The organism is Clostridium boliviensis (assembly GCF_033342255.1).
In the GTDB taxonomy this organism is placed as follows: domain Bacteria; phylum Bacillota; class Clostridia; order Lachnospirales; family Lachnospiraceae; genus Lacrimispora; species Lacrimispora boliviensis.
The window spans coordinates 315,401-334,746 of the sequence record NZ_JAWONS010000329.1 but is presented as its reverse complement, the minus strand read 5'-3'; the positions used below and the strand labels follow the sequence as shown (position 1 = coordinate 334,746).

At 39.7% G+C, this 19,346-nt stretch carries 15 protein-coding genes; 11 read left to right on the top strand and 4 right to left on the bottom strand.

Annotated elements, in window-relative coordinates; translation table 11 throughout:
* Positions 1-13 precede the first annotated feature (13 nt).
* From RZO55_RS25185 to RZO55_RS25175, 3 genes are read left to right on the top strand one after another with little or no spacing between them, the layout of a single operon-like run.
* Complete coding sequence (locus tag RZO55_RS25185; protein WP_318067004.1) at positions 14-1,432, top strand: glycoside hydrolase family 1 protein; 1,419 nt, start codon at positions 14-16, stop codon at positions 1,430-1,432.
* A gap of 22 nt (positions 1,433-1,454) precedes the next feature.
* The gene (locus tag RZO55_RS25180; protein ID WP_318067003.1) at positions 1,455-2,303 is read left to right on the top strand and encodes a PRD domain-containing protein; all 849 of its coding nucleotides are present in this window, start codon (positions 1,455-1,457) and stop codon (positions 2,301-2,303) included.
* 12 nt (positions 2,304-2,315) lie between these two features.
* Positions 2,316-3,479, top strand: a complete 1,164-nt coding sequence (locus tag RZO55_RS25175; RefSeq protein ID WP_318067002.1) for an MFS transporter — start codon at positions 2,316-2,318, stop codon at positions 3,477-3,479.
* Here RZO55_RS25175 and RZO55_RS25170 read toward each other — a convergent pair.
* Positions 3,460-5,211 (bottom strand): rhamnogalacturonan lyase, encoded by a 1,752-nt coding sequence (locus tag RZO55_RS25170; protein ID WP_500683319.1) that lies wholly within the window; start codon positions 5,209-5,211, stop codon positions 3,460-3,462. The two genes, RZO55_RS25175 and RZO55_RS25170, sit on opposite strands and share 20 nt — an antisense overlap.
* 506 nt (positions 5,212-5,717) lie before the next feature.
* Here RZO55_RS25170 and abc-f point away from each other — a divergent pair.
* Positions 5,718-7,679: a ribosomal protection-like ABC-F family protein gene (gene abc-f, locus RZO55_RS25165; protein ID WP_318067000.1), complete on the top strand. Its 1,962-nt coding sequence runs from the start codon at positions 5,718-5,720 to the stop codon at positions 7,677-7,679.
* Between the two features lie 75 nt (positions 7,680-7,754).
* On the opposite strand, the gene RZO55_RS25160 is transcribed toward abc-f, so the two are convergent.
* The 3 genes from RZO55_RS25160 to RZO55_RS25150 form a co-directional block, all read right to left on the bottom strand.
* Complete coding sequence (locus RZO55_RS25160; RefSeq protein ID WP_318066999.1) at positions 7,755-8,177, bottom strand: MarR family winged helix-turn-helix transcriptional regulator; 423 nt, start codon at positions 8,175-8,177, stop codon at positions 7,755-7,757.
* A gap of 12 nt (positions 8,178-8,189) precedes the next feature.
* Entirely contained in the window at positions 8,190-10,451 is a 2,262-nt protein-coding gene (locus RZO55_RS25155; protein ID WP_318066998.1) for an ATP-binding cassette domain-containing protein, read from the bottom strand.
* A 202-nt stretch (positions 10,452-10,653) separates the two neighbouring features.
* Positions 10,654-11,793, bottom strand: a complete 1,140-nt coding sequence (locus RZO55_RS25150; protein WP_318066997.1) for an ROK family transcriptional regulator — start codon at positions 11,791-11,793, stop codon at positions 10,654-10,656.
* Between the two features lie 314 nt (positions 11,794-12,107).
* Between RZO55_RS25150 and RZO55_RS25145 the strand changes: the two genes are divergently transcribed.
* The 7 genes from RZO55_RS25145 (at position 12,108) to RZO55_RS25115 (ending at position 19,309) form a co-directional block, all read left to right on the top strand.
* Positions 12,108-12,884, top strand: coding sequence for an SDR family oxidoreductase (locus RZO55_RS25145; protein WP_318066996.1), 777 nt, complete (start codon positions 12,108-12,110; stop codon positions 12,882-12,884).
* A gap of 44 nt (positions 12,885-12,928) precedes the next feature.
* Complete coding sequence (locus RZO55_RS25140) at positions 12,929-14,455, top strand: FGGY-family carbohydrate kinase (protein WP_318066995.1); 1,527 nt, start codon at positions 12,929-12,931, stop codon at positions 14,453-14,455.
* Between the two features lie 17 nt (positions 14,456-14,472).
* Positions 14,473-15,822: an MFS transporter gene (locus tag RZO55_RS25135; protein WP_318066994.1), complete on the top strand. Its 1,350-nt coding sequence runs from the start codon at positions 14,473-14,475 to the stop codon at positions 15,820-15,822.
* Positions 15,823-16,015: 193 nt separating this feature from the next.
* On the top strand, positions 16,016-16,711 hold the full coding sequence (locus RZO55_RS25130) for a response regulator transcription factor (protein WP_318066993.1): 696 nt from the start codon (positions 16,016-16,018) through the stop codon (positions 16,709-16,711).
* A 4-nt stretch (positions 16,712-16,715) separates the two neighbouring features.
* The gene (locus RZO55_RS25125; protein WP_318066992.1) at positions 16,716-17,585 is read left to right on the top strand and encodes a sensor histidine kinase; all 870 of its coding nucleotides are present in this window, start codon (positions 16,716-16,718) and stop codon (positions 17,583-17,585) included.
* A 108-nt stretch (positions 17,586-17,693) separates the two neighbouring features.
* The gene (locus RZO55_RS25120; RefSeq protein ID WP_318066991.1) at positions 17,694-18,620 is read left to right on the top strand and encodes an ABC transporter ATP-binding protein; all 927 of its coding nucleotides are present in this window, start codon (positions 17,694-17,696) and stop codon (positions 18,618-18,620) included.
* Positions 18,608-19,309 (top strand): ABC transporter permease, encoded by a 702-nt coding sequence (locus tag RZO55_RS25115; protein ID WP_318066990.1) that lies wholly within the window; start codon positions 18,608-18,610, stop codon positions 19,307-19,309. The genes RZO55_RS25120 and RZO55_RS25115 overlap by 13 nt, the downstream gene beginning before the upstream one ends.
* Positions 19,310-19,346: the final 37 nt, after the last annotated feature.

Here is a 19,346-nt window from a genome sequence, read left to right as displayed (position 1 = left end):
CAGGAGAAAATAAATGAAAACTGCAAAATTTCCAAAAAACTTTTTGTGGGGAGCTTCTTCTTCCGCATTTCAGATCGAAGGTGGATGGGATGAAGATGGCAAAGGCATGACTGTTGCTGACTTTAACTCCTTTAAACGTTCCGAAAAACAGGCCGACAGTAAGGTTGCCAGCGATTTCTACCATCACTGGAAAGAAGATATCGCTCTGATGAAGGAAATGGGTATGAAGATTTACCGGTTCTCTTTATCCTGGGCAAGAATTATTCCAGACGGCGAAGGCGAAGTAAATCAGAAGGGTATTGATTTTTATAACAATGTACTCAACTGCCTGCTAGAAAATGGCATCCAGCCATTTGTTACCTTATATCACTTTGATCTTCCTTATGCTTTAGTTAAAAAATACAATGGCTGGGAATGCAGAGACTGCGCATTTGCCTTTGAACGGTATGCAAAAATCTGTTTTGAAGCCTTTGGTGACCGGGTAAAATATTGGCAGGCTATCAACGAGCAGAATCTGATGATCCGTGTAAATGAACGTATGAATATCAATGAGACAGATCTCTGGAAGGCAGATAAGATCCGTGCGCAGATGGACTATCACATGTTCCTCGGACATGCTATGGCAGTTAATGCCTGCCATGAACTGGTAAAAGATGGGAAAATCGGACCTGCAGTATCCTCTACCTGTACTTACCCGCTGACCAACAAGCCGGCTGATGTATGGTCTGCTAAGATGAATGACTGGATGAAGACAAACTACTGTCTGGACATGCATATGTATGGTGAGTATCCGGGTTATTATATGAGATATCTGGAAGAACGCAGCATTGTACCGGTTATGATGCCGGAAGATGCAGCAATTTTAAAGAGTGCAAAGAATGATTATATTGCATTAAATTACTATCGTACTCTTTGCAGCAGCTATCTTCCTGCTACGAGGGAGCACCCTGCAGGAGAGCGTGTTTACCGAGGAAATGAAGTCGATTTTGACCAGTACGGCTACTGCCGCGATGAAAAAAATACAAATCTGGAAGCCAGTGATTATGGTGCACAGATTGATCCAATGGGTCTGAGAATAGTATTAAACGAATATTACCAGCGTTATCATTTACCGCTTATAATTACAGAAAATGGTCTGGGAACTGCAGACGTTGTGGCAGAAGATGGAAAAATCCATGATGATTACCGTATTAACTATATCCGCAGTCATTTACAGGCCTGTTCCGATGCCATAGGCGACGGTGTAGACTTAATGGGCTACAGCCCGTGGTCTGTCATGGATCTTTTAAGCTCACACCAGGGCTTTAAGAAACGCTACGGCTTCATCTATATTGACCGCCAGGATCATGACATAAAGGAATTAAAGAGAATCAGGAAAGACAGCTATTACTGGTATCAAAATGTAATTAAAACAAACGGGGATGAAATATAGAGAACAAAGGAGAATACTACAAATGCGGGTGGTGAAAGTATTAAATACTTCGGTCGTTCTGGCACTGGATGACAATGGGGCAGAAGTCATCCTGATGGGAAAAGGAATTGGTTTCCGTAAATCGATTGGTGAAACTCTGCAAATGAATGAAAAGGATAAGATTTTTGTTCTTCGTAACAGAAATATTTCCAGAGATATTATTCGTCTGGCAGCAGAAACTGACGCTGTCATATTTGGAGTTGCCCAAGATACCATTGACTATGCAAAAAACACATACCAGATGAACCTTATGGATCACATCTGGCTTGCTCTGACGGACCACCTTGCATTTGCTGTACGAAGATTTCAGGAGAGCCTTATCTTTCCTGGCTTCTATTCTCAGGAAGTAAAACGTTTTAACCCCAATGAATATGACGTGGGCTGCTTTGCATTGAAACAGATTAAAAGGGAACTGTCGATTTCTCTTCCAGAAAGCGAGATTGGCAACATTGCCTTTCATTTTATCAATGCACAGAAGGGCTTTCATTTTAACAATGAAAATCGCTCTATGATGAAAATCGTGAGAGATGTAAAAGAAATTGTAAAATATACATTTGGGATTTCTTATGATACCGATACAGTTGCTTACAGCCGGTTTATGACTCATCTTCAGGCACTGGCCCAGAGAGTCGTTCAGGCGAAACAGCTTACAGGAGATATCAATGATCTGCTGGGGAGTGGTATTATCGAAAAATGCCGGCTTGAATGGGAATGCGCTGGCAAAATAACCGATTATATCAGGCAGAACTTTGAATTCCAGTTGACAGAACAGGAAAAATTGTATCTGTCTATTCATATTCACAGAGTGCTGGAGGAAAATCCGCACAGATAAAAAGGATTTAAAATGAATATATATGAGAAAAATAGTAAAATTTTATTTGCAGCTGTTATCTTTTTCTGGTTTGCCCAGTATGTTTATATACCATTCCAGACACCATACCTGATGGGGATAGGGACCTCAGCCGGTATGGTGGGAATGATTATCGGTGCTTACGGTATATCGCAGATGCTGTTTCGCCTTCCAGTTGGAGTTCTCGCAGACTGCAGGAACCGACATAAGAAGTTTATTATAATTGGAGGTCTTTCCTCAGGGATTGCCTCCATCTTTCGTATTATCATGCAGAACGGAACCGGTTTTTTTATTGCAAACCTGTTCTCTGGTTTTGCCAGTGCCATGTGGATTTCCTTTATGGTTTTGTACATGAGTTTTTACCCTTCTAAACTGCAAAAAGCAACCAGCCAGCTGGTTCTGGCTAATAATCTGGGGATGCTCATAGGTTTTGTAACCAGCACACTGTTTTACCAAAAACTGGGGATGCCAGTGATCTGTATGTTTAGTGTGATGGCAGGACTTTGCTGTGCGTTTACAGCCTGTGGACTAAAGGAGACTGAATGCCAGACAAGCAGTAACCCGGTTGGCTCTGCTGCTTTACCGGGGAATATGCTTTGCGTATGCTTTAACCGCCGTCTTCTTTTTTTTGCTGTTCTGGCTCTTGTCCAGCAGGGCGTACAGATGTCCACAACTATGTCATTCACCACTCAGATTATTAAAGATCTCGGTGCGGATACGATGATACTTGGAATTTCCTGTATTATTTACATGTTATCCGCTGTTGTATGGGCAAAATTTGCCTCAACAAAATTCTGCAGCGTACTCTCATCAAAAAACTGGATATTTCTTGTATTCTGCACCACTGCAGTTTACTGTATCCTTATACCGATGAGTACCAGCATTCCAGTGATCTGTCTTCTTCAGATCCTGCCTGGAATGGCAACCGGAATTCTATTCTCTTTCTTGACCTGCGAAGCTATGAAGAGTATTCCGGCAGAAAAAAAATCGACTGCTATGGGTTGTTTCCAGGCAATATATGCACTTGGAATGACAGTTTTTCCAATAATCTGTGGAAAAATAGCAGGTGCATTCTCCATGACTGCTGCGTATTTGTTTTTAGCTGTAATCTGTGTGGTTGCAGCGATCGGTTCCAGATTCACATTCCATGCCCAATGAAAAAACTGGTGTGGGGTGGTTGATTGTAGGCTGCATTTTGCCAGGCAATCCCCATACGATATAAAGGGTCATGCATGAGAGTATGAATACGCAGGGTGGTGAAATCAGTTGTTGTATAGATACGCAGGTAACGGCTGTCGGAGGTTCTGAATACAACTTCTTCTCTCCAGTCGCCAAAGAGGTCGGCCTGTAAACATGGAGTTGCTTTGGTCCCGTTGTTAGAGGCACAGCCGTCGGCACGCAGCAAGGTTGTGCCGCCATACTTAGTAATGGTTGTGCCGTCTAACAATTCTCTGAGTTCATCACCATCCCACCAGATGGCAAAATTAACCTGAGAAGGTGCAGTGCCTATGATTTCACCGGTACTGCTGTATAAGGGGGACCCGGAAGCCCATACTTCCTCTCCGGGATAGCTGGCTGTCAGATCTGCAGAGCAGGCCCTGCCCACATCCCGTGAGGAGTTATATTGAAACAGTATACGGCCTGTTTTGGCATCACGCATAGCTGCTCCAACTCCGCCGTTGGTCTTTGTGGACTCAAAAGAGCTCCAGATTTCCAAACCGGGATGACTGGGATTTAAGTCTCCTAAATGCATGGCGTCACCGTGCTGTAAGCCAGTTGTATATAATCCTTTTCCGTTGTGATCAATGGTGCAGGCGCCATAGACTATTTCATCCATTCCATCTCCATCTACATCAGCAACACTGAGATTGTGGTTTCCCTGTCCGGCATAACCAGAGTTTCCCCAGCTGTTGCTGTCAAAAGTCCAGCGTTTTATAAGCCTGGAACCGTCCCAGTCATAGGCTGTAAGAACCGTTCTTGTGTAATATCCGCGGCACATGACCAGACTTGGATGCTGACCGTCCAGATAAGCAATGCATGCAAGAAAACGATCTACCCGGTTTCCGTAGGAATCTCCCCAATCGGATACGTTACCTCTGGCTGGTTCATAATTGGTTGTATAAAGGGCCTTTCCGGTAAGTCCTTGAAATACAGTTAAATACTCAGGTCCAGATAATATATATCCGGTAGAATTTCTGTAATCAGCATTGGGATTTCCCATAACGGAACCAAGACCGTCTCTGCTTCCATCAGCCGTCTTACAGGCAATCTCGGCTTTTCCGTCGCCGTCTAAATCATATACCATAAACTGAGTATAGTGGGCACCTGCCCGTACATTTTTACCTAAATCGATTCGCCATAGGCGGGTTCCGTTCATTTTATAGGCATCTAAATAAACGTTGCCTGTATATCCTTTTTGAGAATTGTCTTTTGAATTAGAGGGATCCCACTTCAATATAATTTCATACTGTCCATCCCCATCTAAATCCCCCACACTGCAGTCATTTGCACTGTAGGTATAGGAAACGCCATCCGGTGTTATACCTCCTGATGGGATCTGCAGAGGTATTTGCAGATAATTTTTATTCCAGACACCAACAGCAGATGATTTGTTTTGTTCGTTACCATTTACAACAGCGCTTACTTCATAAACGGAACCAGTGGTTCCTGCTGGATCTAAATAATTGCTGGCGCCGGTAATGTTTGCCAGTTTCGTTGATCCACGATATAAGTTATAAGAAACGTTTGATTGTTCGGTCCCCAGAACCCTCCAGCTGATAAAGACACCATTATTTACTTTAACGGCTGTTACACCCCGGTCTAAATACTCCATCTGTCTTGCCGGTGCTGCGCCAGTCTTTTCATGTGGAATGAAAAGCAATAAAATCATAGTAAATATAAAAAGTATATACGGAAATTTCTTAAACATAAACGTTACCTCGTTATTTTTATTGAAAAGTAACTTTTCCTGGAATACAAAAAAAGCGTTTTTTCCTGTTTATTATATTCACATAATCAATATAATGTTAATAGAAAACGAGAATACCGATATTTTAAAAACACCTTGACGGTTTATGTAATTTGGCTTATTATAAAAGAAATATAGTTTTTTAAAACTGGGAAAGGTAATAACACATATGAACTCAATACTTAAATGGGTAAAATTAGAATCTATTATGATCGCAATATTTCAAGTTCAGGCTAGAAGTGCGTCCAAATTTAATAGATTCAAGGTTAACCATATAAGATTTTTGGAGTATTCAGATTAAAATCATTTGTTATTACAGTGATATTAAATTTTGCAACCCAAAGCTTATTGGCTTTGGGTTTTTTTGCGTTCTTTTTTAAGGAAAGAGTAAAGTCAGAGTTTAATAATGAGAAAGGTCAGGTAAAGCCATGATAGAATTAAGCATTAATAATTTAACAAAATTTTATGGAGCCAATAAGATATTTGAAACGATTAGCTTTGATGTTAAAACTGGGGAGAGGATTGGGCTGATTGGTAAAAATGGGTGTGGAAAAACTACAGTTATGAAGATTATTATGGGCAAAGGGAGTTGTGAGGAGTCAGGGCAGGCACAGGACGAGGCAGCTTCGTATGGTGAAAATATTTCAGAAGATTATCAGGCAGGAGAGGTATATCTTCGTAAAGGAATTAAGGCAGGGTATTTAAATCAGATACCTGTTTACAGTAAGGATACCAAGACGATTGATGTAATCCGTATGGCTTTTCAAAAAGTCTTTGATTTGAAGAGACGGTTATCAGAACTTGAAGGGGTATTGCAGACTTCTTCTGGTCAGGAGCTTGATAAAGCACTGTTAAGCTTCGGGCGCCTCACCCAGGAGTATGAGACAGCCGGAGGATATGAGCTGGAGACCAGGATTAACAAGATTACAGAGGGACTTAAAATTAATGATTATTTAAAGCAGATGCCATTTAATAGTTTAAGCGGGGGAGAAAAAACCAGAGTTATTTTGGCGAAGATACTTCTTGAGGAGCCAGATATTCTGCTTCTTGACGAACCTACAAACCATCTGGACTTAGAAACTACTGAATGGCTGGAGGGTTTTTTAAAGGATTATAAAGGTTCTGTTCTGATTATATCCCATGACAGATATTTTCTGGATAATGTTGTTATGAAAATCGTGGAGTTAGAGTTTAGCCGGGCTAATATATATATGGGAAATTATAGTTATTATGTAGTGGAAAAAGAGAGAAGGTTCTTAATTGACTACAGGAATTATATCAACCAGCAAAAAAAGATCGAACAGATGGAAAAGCAGATTGAACGTTACCGTATCTGGGGAAATATGAGAGACAGTGAAACGATGTTTAAACGGGCAAAGGAATTGGAAAAACGTCTGGAAAAGATTGAAGTATTGGATAAACCTGTCCTTGAAAGCAGGAAGGCGCGTCTTAATCAGGATAGCGTTAACCGTTCCGGTAAAATGGTATTAGAAACCCAACACTTAAGTAAAAGTTTTGGTGATAAGGCATTATTAAAAGATATTTATATGCAGATTTATTATCAGGATAGTGCCTGCATTATCGGGAAAAATGGCTGCGGCAAATCTACCCTGCTTAAGCTGATATTAGGAGAATTAAAACCAGATTTTGGTACGGTAAAAATAGGTGCTCAGGTTAAAATCGGTTATCTGCCCCAACAGGTTGTTTTTGAAGATGAAGACCAGACCATACTTGAGTACTTTTCTGGTACTCACAATATTACTTATGAAGCTGCCAGAAACCAGCTGGCAAGAGTATTGTTCTTTAAAGACGATGTCTATAAGAAAATAAAATTCTTATCCGGTGGGGAGAAGAGCCGTTTAAGGTTATGTTCTTTAACCTTTGAAAAAGTGAATTTTATGATTCTGGATGAGCCGACCAATCACCTGGATATTGATTCCAGGGAAGTGCTGGAAGAAACTTTAACCGCTTTTGAGGGAACCCTGTTATTTGTATCCCATGACAGGTATTTTATAAATAAAGTTGCAGGTAAAATCATGTCATTTGAAGATAATGGTCTTATTACTTATCCGGGAGATTATGCGTATTATCAGGAAGAACTGAAGAAAAGGGAAAATTCTAAGGACCATTTAAACGAGAAGAAACCTTATATTAAACGAGAAGTGAATCAATACAGCGCAGCGGATAACAAATCCAGGAAGTTGAATACGATAAAGTCAGATATTCTTGAGAATGAAATTAAAGCCATAGAGACTGCATTAAAAGATTTGGAACAAGAGATAAATAGTAATAGTACAAATTTTGCATATTTACAGGAACTATTCCTGAAAAAAGAAACTATGGAAAAAGAACTGAATTGCGTTTATGATAAATGGGAGAATTGTCAGTAATACAGTTATTATACCAGTTAAACAAGGTATTCTATGCTGAATTCTGTAGAATGCCTTGTTTTTTCAGTCTGTTATCTATTGTTTATTAGCGTATAAGGTTGTTATTCTTTTGCACATCATTGAAAACGCATGTACTTCCTCCTTTGTTAAGGCTTTTTCAATCAGGTTCATAATTTCATTTCCAAAATCCTCAACACGATTTAAAAAGGCTTTCCCTTCTTTGGTAAGAACAATATTGTAAGATCTGCGGTCATTCGTCTGCCTTTCCTGAATAATATACTTTTTTTCCAGCAGACGCTTTGTTAATTTGGATATGCCAGATTGTGAGATACCTTTCATTTCAGCAAGTTCTTTCGTAGTTTTCGCCCCCTGCTTATCCAAAGTATCAAGTATATAATATTGTGCAGTTGAAACACCCTCAACATTGAACCGGTTTGAATCTGATACAATCATGCATTGAAAGGGAATATAACTTTCTTCTAATTGTTTTATAGCCATTTAGTCAACCTCCTATTTTTCATTAATATACTTTCTAAGGTGCTTTCCAGTTAAAGAATCTGGACAGTTGATTAAATCTTTGGGTAATCCTGTAAACATAATCTTACCACCATTCTGTCCGGCATAGGGGCCTATGTCAATAATCCAATCTGCCTGACAGATAATATCAAGATTGTGTTCTATAACAATAAGAGTGGAATTTTGTTCTACAAGACGATTCATTACACGGATCAACTGTTTGATATCAGCCATATGCAAACCTGTTGACGGTTCGTCCAAAACATAAAGCTGACCACCGTTTTCCAGTTCGGAAGCAAGTTTAATTCGCTGTAATTCACCACCTGAAAGTGTGCTTAATGGTTGTCCTAAAGTAACATAAGTGATACCAACGTCTGAAAGCCGTTTTAGTACCGTTACGATTTCTTTTTCCTGAAAAAATTCTAAGGCTTCTGTGACCGTCATTTTAAGAACATCTGCAATACTTTTGCCTCTTAGCTGATAAGCAAGCACTTCGTCCGTATAACGTTTTCCGTGACATTCTTCACATACTGTAACAATGGTATCCATAAACGCCAAATCTGTATAAGTAACGCCCAGACCTTTGCAGGCAGGACAAGCACCTTGTGAATTGAAACTGAATAGAGAGGTGCTTATACCGTTTCTTTTTGCAAATAATTTTCTAATAGTGTCAAAGATACCTGTAAAGGTTGCAATGTTGGAACGTTTTGATGCCTGAATTCCTTTCTGGTCAATAAAAACAGTTTCTGGATATAACCGCGGTAATATCCCATTTACAAGTGTACTTTTTCCTGAACCTGCAACTCCGGTTACAACAGTCATTACTCCTTTTGGTATATCAACTGAAAGGTTCTTCAAATTGTGCATGGTTGCATTCTGAATAGAAAGCCAGCCTTTCGAAGCACGAGTAACAGGTTTTAGCTCGGGGCAGTAGAATAAGTATTTTCCCGTGAGAGTACCTGTAGTTTTTAGTCCATCTAAATTTCCTTGGTATACAACTTTTCCGCCATCGGTTCCCGCACCTGGTCCCATATCAATAATATGGTCTGCAATTTTTATTATATCTGGATCATGCTCTACAATCAAAACCGTATTCCCTTTGTTACGTAGCAATCTCATAAGATCATTAATTTTGCTTATATCATGGGGGTGAAGTCCTATACTCGGTTCGTCAAAAATGTAAGTGAGATCGGTCAAGCTGCTGCCAAGTTGACTAACCATTTTAATTCTTTGGGATTCCCCGCCTGAAAGGGTAGATGTTTCTCTGCTTAAACTTAAGTAACCCAGTCCTATAGATATCATGTGCTGAATCCGATTCGCAAGTTCCGAAACAATTGTAGCGGCGACGGGAGCATGAATGGACCCCACAAAATCCAAAAGCTCATTTATCTGCATATCTGCACATTCCGAAATATTTTTACCGTTGACTTTACAAGACAATATTTTATCATTCAAACGTGTTCCGTGACAGTGGGGGCAATCCTGCTTCACAACAAACCGTCCGATTTCCTTTCCATATTTGACCCTTTCTCCATCTTCTTTTTTTAGAAAACTCCTCTGAATGCGTGGAATTAGTCCCTCATACAAGGAGGTTTTATGCCATTCGGGAGCAGGGTTTTTAACCTTAATTCTGTCAGGGTAAAGTAACAGCTCTAATTCGTCCGAAGAATAGTCTTTCAATTTTTTATTGTTATCAAAAAAGCCTGAATGAATATAGCGGGTTAATCGCCAGCCGCCGGGTTCAAAAGTTGGAAAACGAATAGCCCCCTCATTTAAGGATTTATTTTTATCTAACAGCTTTTCAATATCAATAGTTTCAATTTTTCCCAAGCCCTCACAATGTTCACACATTCCGGCTGGATTGTTAAATGAAAAAACATCTGAATAACCTACAAATGGTTTTCCAATTCGGGAAAATAATAAACGTAATACAGAATAAATATCTGTAATTGTTCCAACTGTTGAACGGGCATTGCCCCCTAATCGTTTTTGAGTGATAATAAAGGCTACGGACAAATTTTCGATACTGTCTACATCTGGCTTTCCATAATGCGGCATACGGTTACGGATAAAACTGCTGTAGGTTTCATTTAATTGCCTTTGCGATTCTGCTGCTATTGTATCAAATACTAAAGATGATTTTCCTGAACCGGAAACACCTGTGAAAACCGTAATTTCTTTTTTTGGTATCAGGACATTTATGTTTTTTAGATTTCGTTCCCTTGCACCGAATACCTGAATATAATTATCCGACATACTTTTACCTCTCTGTCATTATGTGATACGGTTAATATATGAGTGGGTTAAGTATATTTTATCATCTTTTATATATCTTTGCAATGACTAGAATAAAATTAGTTTTCTGCTATAATAATGCAGTGAAAGAAATTTATGATGAGATAGAAGGGCCCAGGCTGGCCGGACAGAGGAACAGCCTGGGAAGAAGCCCAGGATGCTGTTAAAAAAATTCAGACTCCCTGATTTGTTCCAAAAATTTCTGGATATAAGGTAATACAGCACCAACAGCAACGGTGTGTTCCGGATACTTACTTTGGAAGAGGAAAGGTTCACTGTAAGGAAAGGCAGCTTTTTCATTGCATAGTGCCTGTAATGTATGAATGTCTTCCGCAGTAAGATACGACGAAATCTGTCCGCCGATAATAATATCACAGTCGAGTAACATATGCAGGTTGTTAATGGCTGATGAGAGCATTTCCAGATATTCCTGCCACCGCAGAACTTCAGCTTTGGAGTGATTGCGCAGAGCTTTAAAGAAAATTTCCTGCGTTTCCTCATCATTTAAAAGGGCATCCATTGAACAGTAGGTCTCCATGCAGCCGGATTTTCCGCAGTAGCATTTCCTGCCTTTTGGAATCAACTGCATATGTTCTGCTGCGCCGCAGTGACCGGTTTTTCCCATAACAATCTGTCCGTCCATAATCAGAGCACCCCCAAGATGCTTTCCGATGGAAAGATAAAGTGCATGGTTTAAGGTGTTACCAAACCATAGTTCAGTCCGGGCAGCACATTTGGCGTCATGGAAAAATGAACATGGGAAATTCAGATGCTGAGAAAAAACGTCAATGTTCAGCCCGGTATAGCCTAAAGTTTTTCCGTAAATGATCTCAGTTCCATCGGTACTGGTCAGCCCCTGTACGGCGAAACCGATTCCTAATATCTTCTCGGTGCTAAAGCCATGCTCCAGGATAAAATCCTTTACCAGATATGCAGTTTCTTTGTAATAGCCATCAGTATTCTCATAATTCAGTGAATGTTCAGTCCATTCACCAATATTCCCTTTCAAATCCAGACTCAGTATCTGGATTTTTTTCTTTTGTATCTCCACGCCGATGCCGATCCTTGCCGTGGGGCAGATGGTATAAGCAACCGCTTTTCTGCCTACTTGTGACTCAAAGAGTCCTTCTTTCATGATTAACCCCTCTTCTTCAAGAAAGACAAGATTCTGTGTTACCGTAGGCAGGCTTAGATGAAGCTGATGGGCAATTTCCTGCTTAGATAATTTTTCTTTTTCATATAAGAGATGGTAAATCAGTGATGTATTATTTTTCTTAATATCTGATAAAGTAATATTATTCATAATTTCCCCAAATTTCGTCTGTAATCTTGTTTGATTTTATGCTTTATTATTGTGTACTTCAACATTGCAATCCCATTCAAGGGTTTCTGCAAACACAATACACAAATCCAATTTATAAATGAAGTTTATATAAATATAGAATAACATAAAATAAAAGAAAATGCATTTGGGAAAAATGCACAAAAAAAGTTAAATTAATTTGTTGTATTATACAGATTGACGAATATAAAATCATGATCTATTATATAAAATATATTTGCAAAATTATTTTACAAAATATATTAATTAAATGAAAATGAAAGGAGAACAATCAGATGGGAATAATTGAAAAAATGAGACTGGATGGAAAAGCAGCATTTGTAACAGGAGGGGCAAGAGGAATAGGAAAACAGATTGCTGTTGCTTTGGCAGAGGCAGGCAGTGATGTGGCAATTGTGGATGTAGATATTGAGGAAGCCCAAAAGACTGCATCAGACATCGCACAGAGGAATGGGAGAAAAACAATCGCGATTAAAACGGATGTAACAAAACCCGAGGAGGTGGCGGCAATGATGAAAGAAATCCGGGATACCTTCGGAAAATTGGATGCAGCGTTCTGCAATGCAGGAATTTGTATGAATATCCCTTGTGAAGAAATGACTTACGAGCAATGGAAAAAAGTAATTGATATTAATTTAAGCGGTGTATTTCTTACGGCACAGGCAGCAGCAAAGCAGATGGTAAAACAGGGATACGGTTCCATTATCAATACCGCTTCCATGTCCGCACATATTGTCAACGTTCCCCAGCCACAATGCTCTTACAACGCATCAAAAGCTGGAGTAATTCAATTGACCAAATCAATGGCGATTGAATTGGCAAAACGGGGAGTAAGGGTAAACTGCATCAGCCCTGGATATATCGGAACAGAATTGACGTTGAATTCTCCAAGCTTAAAACCATTGATTGAGCAATGGAATGCCATGGCTCCAATGGGACGTATGGGAAAACCTGAGGAACTGCAGTCTATTGCCGTTTATCTGGCAGGAGATACCAGCAGCTTTACCACAGGATCTGACTTTATTATAGATGGAGCTTTTACGTGTTTCTAAGTAATGAAAAAGCAACGCATCTGTCTGGCAGAAAAGGAGAGAATATGAAATATTTACTTGGAACAGATATCGGAACATCCGGGACAAAGACCATATTAATGGATACAAAGGGAAATCTTATCGCAAAGCATCTTGTGGAATATGATGTGCTGACTCCAAAGGCTTTATGGGCAGAGCAATGGCCGCAGGTTTGGTGTGACGCTGTATTTTTGTCAATTCAGGAGACCGTAAAAAAATCAGGGGTAAAGAAGGAAGATATCAAAGGAATTGCCATCAGCGGTCTTTACGGAGGCTCCGGGATACCGTTAGATAAGAATATGAAGCCAGTGAGGCCATGTCTCATCTGGATGGACAGAAGAGCTCAGGAAGAAAGCGAATGGGTAAAAAGAACAGTCGGGGAAGAGAAGCTTCTGGAGATTACCCAGAATGGAGCAGATCCATATTATGGCTATACCAAAATACTGTGGATAAAAAATCATGAGCCGGAGAACTGGAAAAAAACCGCTTTATTTCTGCCGCCAAATGATTATGTCATCTATAAACTTACAGGGGAAGTTGTAATTGATTACTCATCCGCAGGGAATATCGGCGGGATATTTGATATGAATGAGAGAAAATGGTCCAGGGAACTAATGGATCTAATGGGTATTCCAATGGAAATGATGCCTGAGAAAATCGTGGAGTCCACAGACATAGTGGGAGGATTGACAGATGATATGGCAGAAAAACTGGGGCTTCTGCCAGGTATGCCGGTAATTGCAGGCGGAATTGACTGTGGAGCGGCTAATATTGGGTTGGGGATTCTGGACTCCGGAGTTTTTGCGGCAGCCATTGGAACATCCATGTGTGCAGCTTTGATTTCAGATAGACCAGTAAAAGGAAAAGGATTGATTGTCTGGCCCTATCTTTATCATGCGAAGAAGCTTTCCTACAATTTTGCCGGTGGAAATACGGCCGGTGCCATTGTGAAATGGTTCCGTAATACCATCGGTGACAGAGAATATGAAATAGAGTCAGCTGGCGGAAAGAATGCTTATGACATTCTAAATGAACAGGCAGAAAAGATACCGGCAGGAAGTGAGGGGCTGGTGGTCTTGCCGTATTTCATGGGCGAGCGCAGTCCTGTATGGGATTCTGATGCGAAAGGTACCATCATGGGACTGTCCCTTACCCACACAAAAGGACATTTGTATCGGGCATTTTTAGAGGCCGTAGCTTATTCCTTAAGAGATGCCATGGAAGCTGCTGGTGAAGAGTTAGGGGAGTATATTCTGATTGCAGGAGGCGTGACTAAATCAGCTGTCTGGAAGCAGATTTTCGCGGATGTGACCGGCTATCCGGTGGTTTGTCCGATTCATGATGCAGAAGCAAATATGGGGGATGTGATTCTGGCAGGAATCGGAACCGGAACACTTACATATGAAGAGGTGAAAAAATGGCACGTCCTGGGTGAAAAAATCATGCCGGATGCAAAAAGCCATGAAACATATAATAAGTATTTTAACATTTATAAATCAATGTACCGGAATCTGAAAGAGAACATGAAACAGTTGTCGGATTTGGAAGCTTAGCGGGAAGGGCAAATTTTATGGAGAAGGTTTCAGGAAAAGAAAAGTGGAAAAAAAGAGTAGGTTATGGAATAGGAGATTTGGGCTGCAATCTGGTTTTTAGTACGATGGCCTCTTATTTGATGATTTTTTATACAGATGTATTTGGGATTTCCGCAGCAGTAGCAGGAACTTTAATGCTTGTTACTAAATTTATTGACGCGCTGACGGATACTGGTATGGGGGTCTTAGTGGATCGGACCCATACCAGATGGGGGCAGGGAAGACCGTATTTTGTTATTGGTGCCATTCCTTTTGCTGTATTTACTACATTAACGTTTACTGTCCCTGATTTTTCCATTAACGGAAAAATAGTCTGGGCGTATGTAACGTACTGTCTTCTTTGTACGGCTTATACAGTTGTGAATATTCCCTTAAATACGATTGTACCAAGACTGACTTCGGACATTCATGAAAGAAACTGCCTGGTATCCAGCCGTATGATCTGCGCCATGATCGGAACAGCAATTATTATGACAATCACTGCGCCTATGGTGAGTTTTTGGGGAAGAGGTGATGCTGGAAAAGGATATTTGATTACCATGACAATTTATGGTTTTGCAGCCATGATTATTTTTTTCATTACTTTTTTGAATACAAAAGAAGTTGTTCCGCCATCTGTTAAAAGAGAAAAATCTTCACTGAAACAGGATTTAAAAGGTCTTACTGGCCAAAGTGTCCTATTTTTTCTGGTAAATTTTCTGTATTTTGCATTATATGTAGTTCGTAATACTACCGTTATTTATTATTTCACCTATAATCTGCAAAAAACAGAATGGCTTACTTTTGTGGGAATATTCGGCATTTTGTCAGGACTTCCCATGCTCCTGGTATTACCAATATTAGAAAAAAAGCTTAAAAAGAAATATGTTATGTTTTTAAGTGCTGCAATTTATGCTATAGGAGATTTGCTGATTTACTTTGGGCAGAATTCAGCTGTTTTACTGGTTGCAGGTTTAGCTGTTACCGGTTTGGGAATCTATGGTATCTTCGGAACCACATTTTCTATTCAACCGGACGTGATTGACTATTCAGAATATAAAAAGAACATGAGTGTTTCGGGACTCATTGCTGCATTTCAGGGATTTTTTGTAAAGGCCAGCATGGGTCTTGCCAGTGCAGTGATTGGATGGCTGTTAAATTTCGGTGGTTATGCTGCCAATGAAACACAGACCACAAAAGCTCTTAATTATATAGAAGCCAGCTTCATCTGGATCCCCATGGGACTTTGCATTTTGATTGTCATTATTATGAGTTTTTATAAATTAGATGATGAACGTAAATACATGGATGTTGAATTAGAAAGACGGAGAAATATGAACTCCTTTTAGTATATCGTTCAATTTCTGCTCCACTCAATGCGTGGAATCAGTCCTTCATATAATGAGGTTTTATGCCATTGGGGGGGGTACCGCCCTGGGTTTGTATGTATACATGATGCTACTATTGTAATATATTGCACCAATTGATGTCGCAGGGTATACTAGGGGTGGAACAATTGATATACGAGAGGAATATTGAAAAATGAAGATATTATTGGTGGAAGATGACAGGGAGATCAGTGAGATGTTAATTGATTTTCTTCAGATGGAAGGTTTTGAAGTCCATGGCTTTTTTGATGGAGAACAGGCAGTAAAGACATTTTTCAGTGGTTCCTATGATCTGGTAATATTGGATCTGATGCTGCCTAAAATCAGCGGACTGGAGGTCATGAAACGGATTAGAAAGGAAAGTGTGGTTCCTATTATAATTCTGTCTGCTAAGGATACCGAATCGGACAAGATTTTTGGATTGGGCCTGGGAGCAGATGACTATATCACAAAACCATTTTCACTTACAGAGGTGCTTGCGAGAGTGAAGGCAAATCTGCGGCGCACCACCCAGTATTCTTCCGCAGGGGAATCAACTGGGGTTTGTCTTGGTTTGGGAGATCTGGAAATGAATCTGGAAAGTCATACGGTGCATAAAAAGGGGCTGGCAGTGGACTTGACGGCAAAGGAATATGAAATCCTTCGTCTGCTTCTTTCCAATCCGAAAAAAGTTTATACCAAGGCTCAGCTTTATTCTTTCATATGGAAGGATGATTATTTAGGTGATGAAAATGCAGTTAATGTTCATATCAGCCGCCTTCGTACAAAGATTGAGGATGATCCACGGAAGCCGCAGTATATTCTGACCGTCTGGGGAATTGGATACAAGCTGGGAAGTCCAAAGGAGTGAAACCATGTCTCTGTTAAATAGAAAGACTTTAAAACAAATTCAAACGATCAGTGATGATCTGGAACGGATCTTAGATGAGGACACTGATGAAAAAGTGATGTTATTTACAGAAGATAAGGAAATTAAGCATCTTTTGGAACAGATTAACCGTACCCTGGAAGACAGACAGAATGCAAATGCCGGTTATCGCAGATCAGAACTAAATATCAAACGGATGCTTTCTAATATTTCACATGATTTGAAAACGCCCCTGACTGTTATCATTGGCTATCTGGAAATGCTTTTAATGCAGGATACACTTGAAAAGAGCATGATAAAAAAGGTGTCTCGAAAAGCCAATGAATTAAAGGAGCAGATTGACCAGTTTTTCACACTGGCAAAACTGGAAGCTGGCGATACAGTTCTTACTATGTCAAAAATAGACCTAAATGAATTCTGTCGGGAGATCATTGTTGATTTTTATAATATCTTAACAGAGAAAGAATTCGAAGTGAACATAAACATTCCTGATTCCCCGTTTTTTGTTTATGCAGACAGGGAAGCATTAGGTCGTATTCTTAATAATCTGATCAGCAATGCAGTCCGCTATGGGGAGGCAGGACATTATTTGAGACTGACCATTCACGGGGAGGACAACTTTGTCTTTGTGGATGTTATTGACCATGGAAAGGGGATTGGGAATTCGGAAATTCCCCGTGTATTTGACCGTCTCTATACGTTAGAAGATTCCCGTAACCGGGAGATCCAGGGCAATGGATTAGGACTTACCATTGCAAAAAATCTTGCAGAAAAAAACAATGGTACACTGACTTTAAAAAGTATCCAGTATGAGGAAACCGTATTTACTTTAAAACTAAGGCAGCTAGACTATTGAAATCCTTTTCATATTGATTTTTTTGGCGCGAAAGAAATTCGTAAGATTTATTCAAGAGTTTTGAAGAAATAACTTGCTAGAATTATGGGTATGAAAGGAAGTGACAAAATGCAGACAATTTTAACAACAAATCATTTAAACAAACAAATTGGTGCAGAGACCATTGTGTCCGATTTTAACATGCATATTGCCAAAGGAGAGATCTATGGTTTTCTTGGACCAAACGGTGCAGGAAAAACTACGGTGATGAAGATGATCACCAATCAATGGAAACCAACATCAGGAGATATTATTTTATTTGGAGAAAAGCTGCTCCCGGATTCATATTCATTTTTAAAACGTATGGGCAGCATGATTGAGTTTCCAGTGTTTTACGAAGAACTGACGGCAGAAGAGAATTTAAAGCTGCACTGCGAATACATGGGGTATTATAGTCCGGACAGTGTAGAAAAAGCTTTGTCCCTGTTGTCTTTGTCAGAGAACAGAGGAAAAAGGGTAAAGGAATTTTCACTGGGAATGAAGCAGCGGCTGGGTATTGCAAGAGCTGTTCTTACAAAGCCGGAATTTCTGGTGTTAGATGAACCAACAAATGGTCTGGATCCGGCAGGTATGAAACAGTTTCGCGATCTGTTTAGAATGCTGTGCAAAGAGTATGGAATGACCATTCTTATTTCCAGCCATCTGCTCTCTGAAATAGAAAGCCTCGCACATACCATAGGAATCATTCATAAAGGGAGACTGGTAAAAGAAATTTCTATGAAAGAAATTACGGAAAAGGGGCTTGAGTATCTGGAAATCAAAACATCGGAAATAACGAAAGCATCCTTTGTTTTTACAGAGCGCCTTAATATTTCGAACTTTAAAATTTTCAATAACAATCTTATTCGGGTCTATACAAAACAAGCTGCGTCACGGGAGATTATGAAGGCGTTAACGGAAAATCAGGTCGAAATTCAGGGGTTTCATTCTCAGACAGAGTCTTTGGAAGAGTATTTTCTGAAAGTTACAGGAGGTGATAGCGAATGTGGAAATTAATCAGGCTGGAATGGAAAAAGAATAATATGAAAAAATATATAATCAAACAGGCTGTTGTAATTGCAATTCTTGGAATCCTTTTTTTTGCAATGTGTTATTATATTCCGATTGATGATGAACTGGGAATTTCAGAATCTGTTCCTGAGGTAGAAAATATGCAGGTGCAAATTGATTTGCTTACCAATATCGTATTTTTGGTTATTACTTCCTCTATGCTGTCTTCTTTTATTATCAAAGCGTATAAAAATAAAACTCAGAGCCTTATGTTTTGCTATCCTATCTCAAGAAAAAAAATAATACTGTCTCAGATGATGGCAGTATGGATCTTCTGTGCGGCGGCTCTTTTCCTGGGAAAACTGTTTATTTGTCTGCTTCTGGTATTGTCCTCGGGGGTAGGGACCTCCATACCGTTGGGCTATGATCTGTTAAGCGCGAATTTTTATTTACAGATCATTTTAAAGACGGTACTTACTGTGACTCTGGCATTTATCCCTTTATATATAGGAAAATTAATGAAGTCATCGAGAGCAGTTATTATCACTTCATTTTTATTGTTTTCAGTTATGAATGGGAACATAGGAGACCTGACTTTAAGGGCAAATACAGTTCTTCCAGTATTATTATTTGGTGTTTCCCTGATTTGCGGATTTCTTACTATGCACAACGTTGAAAAAGAAGATGTAAATTAAGTTTAGTAGTTTCACAGCAGCCAACCAGTTTTTTTGG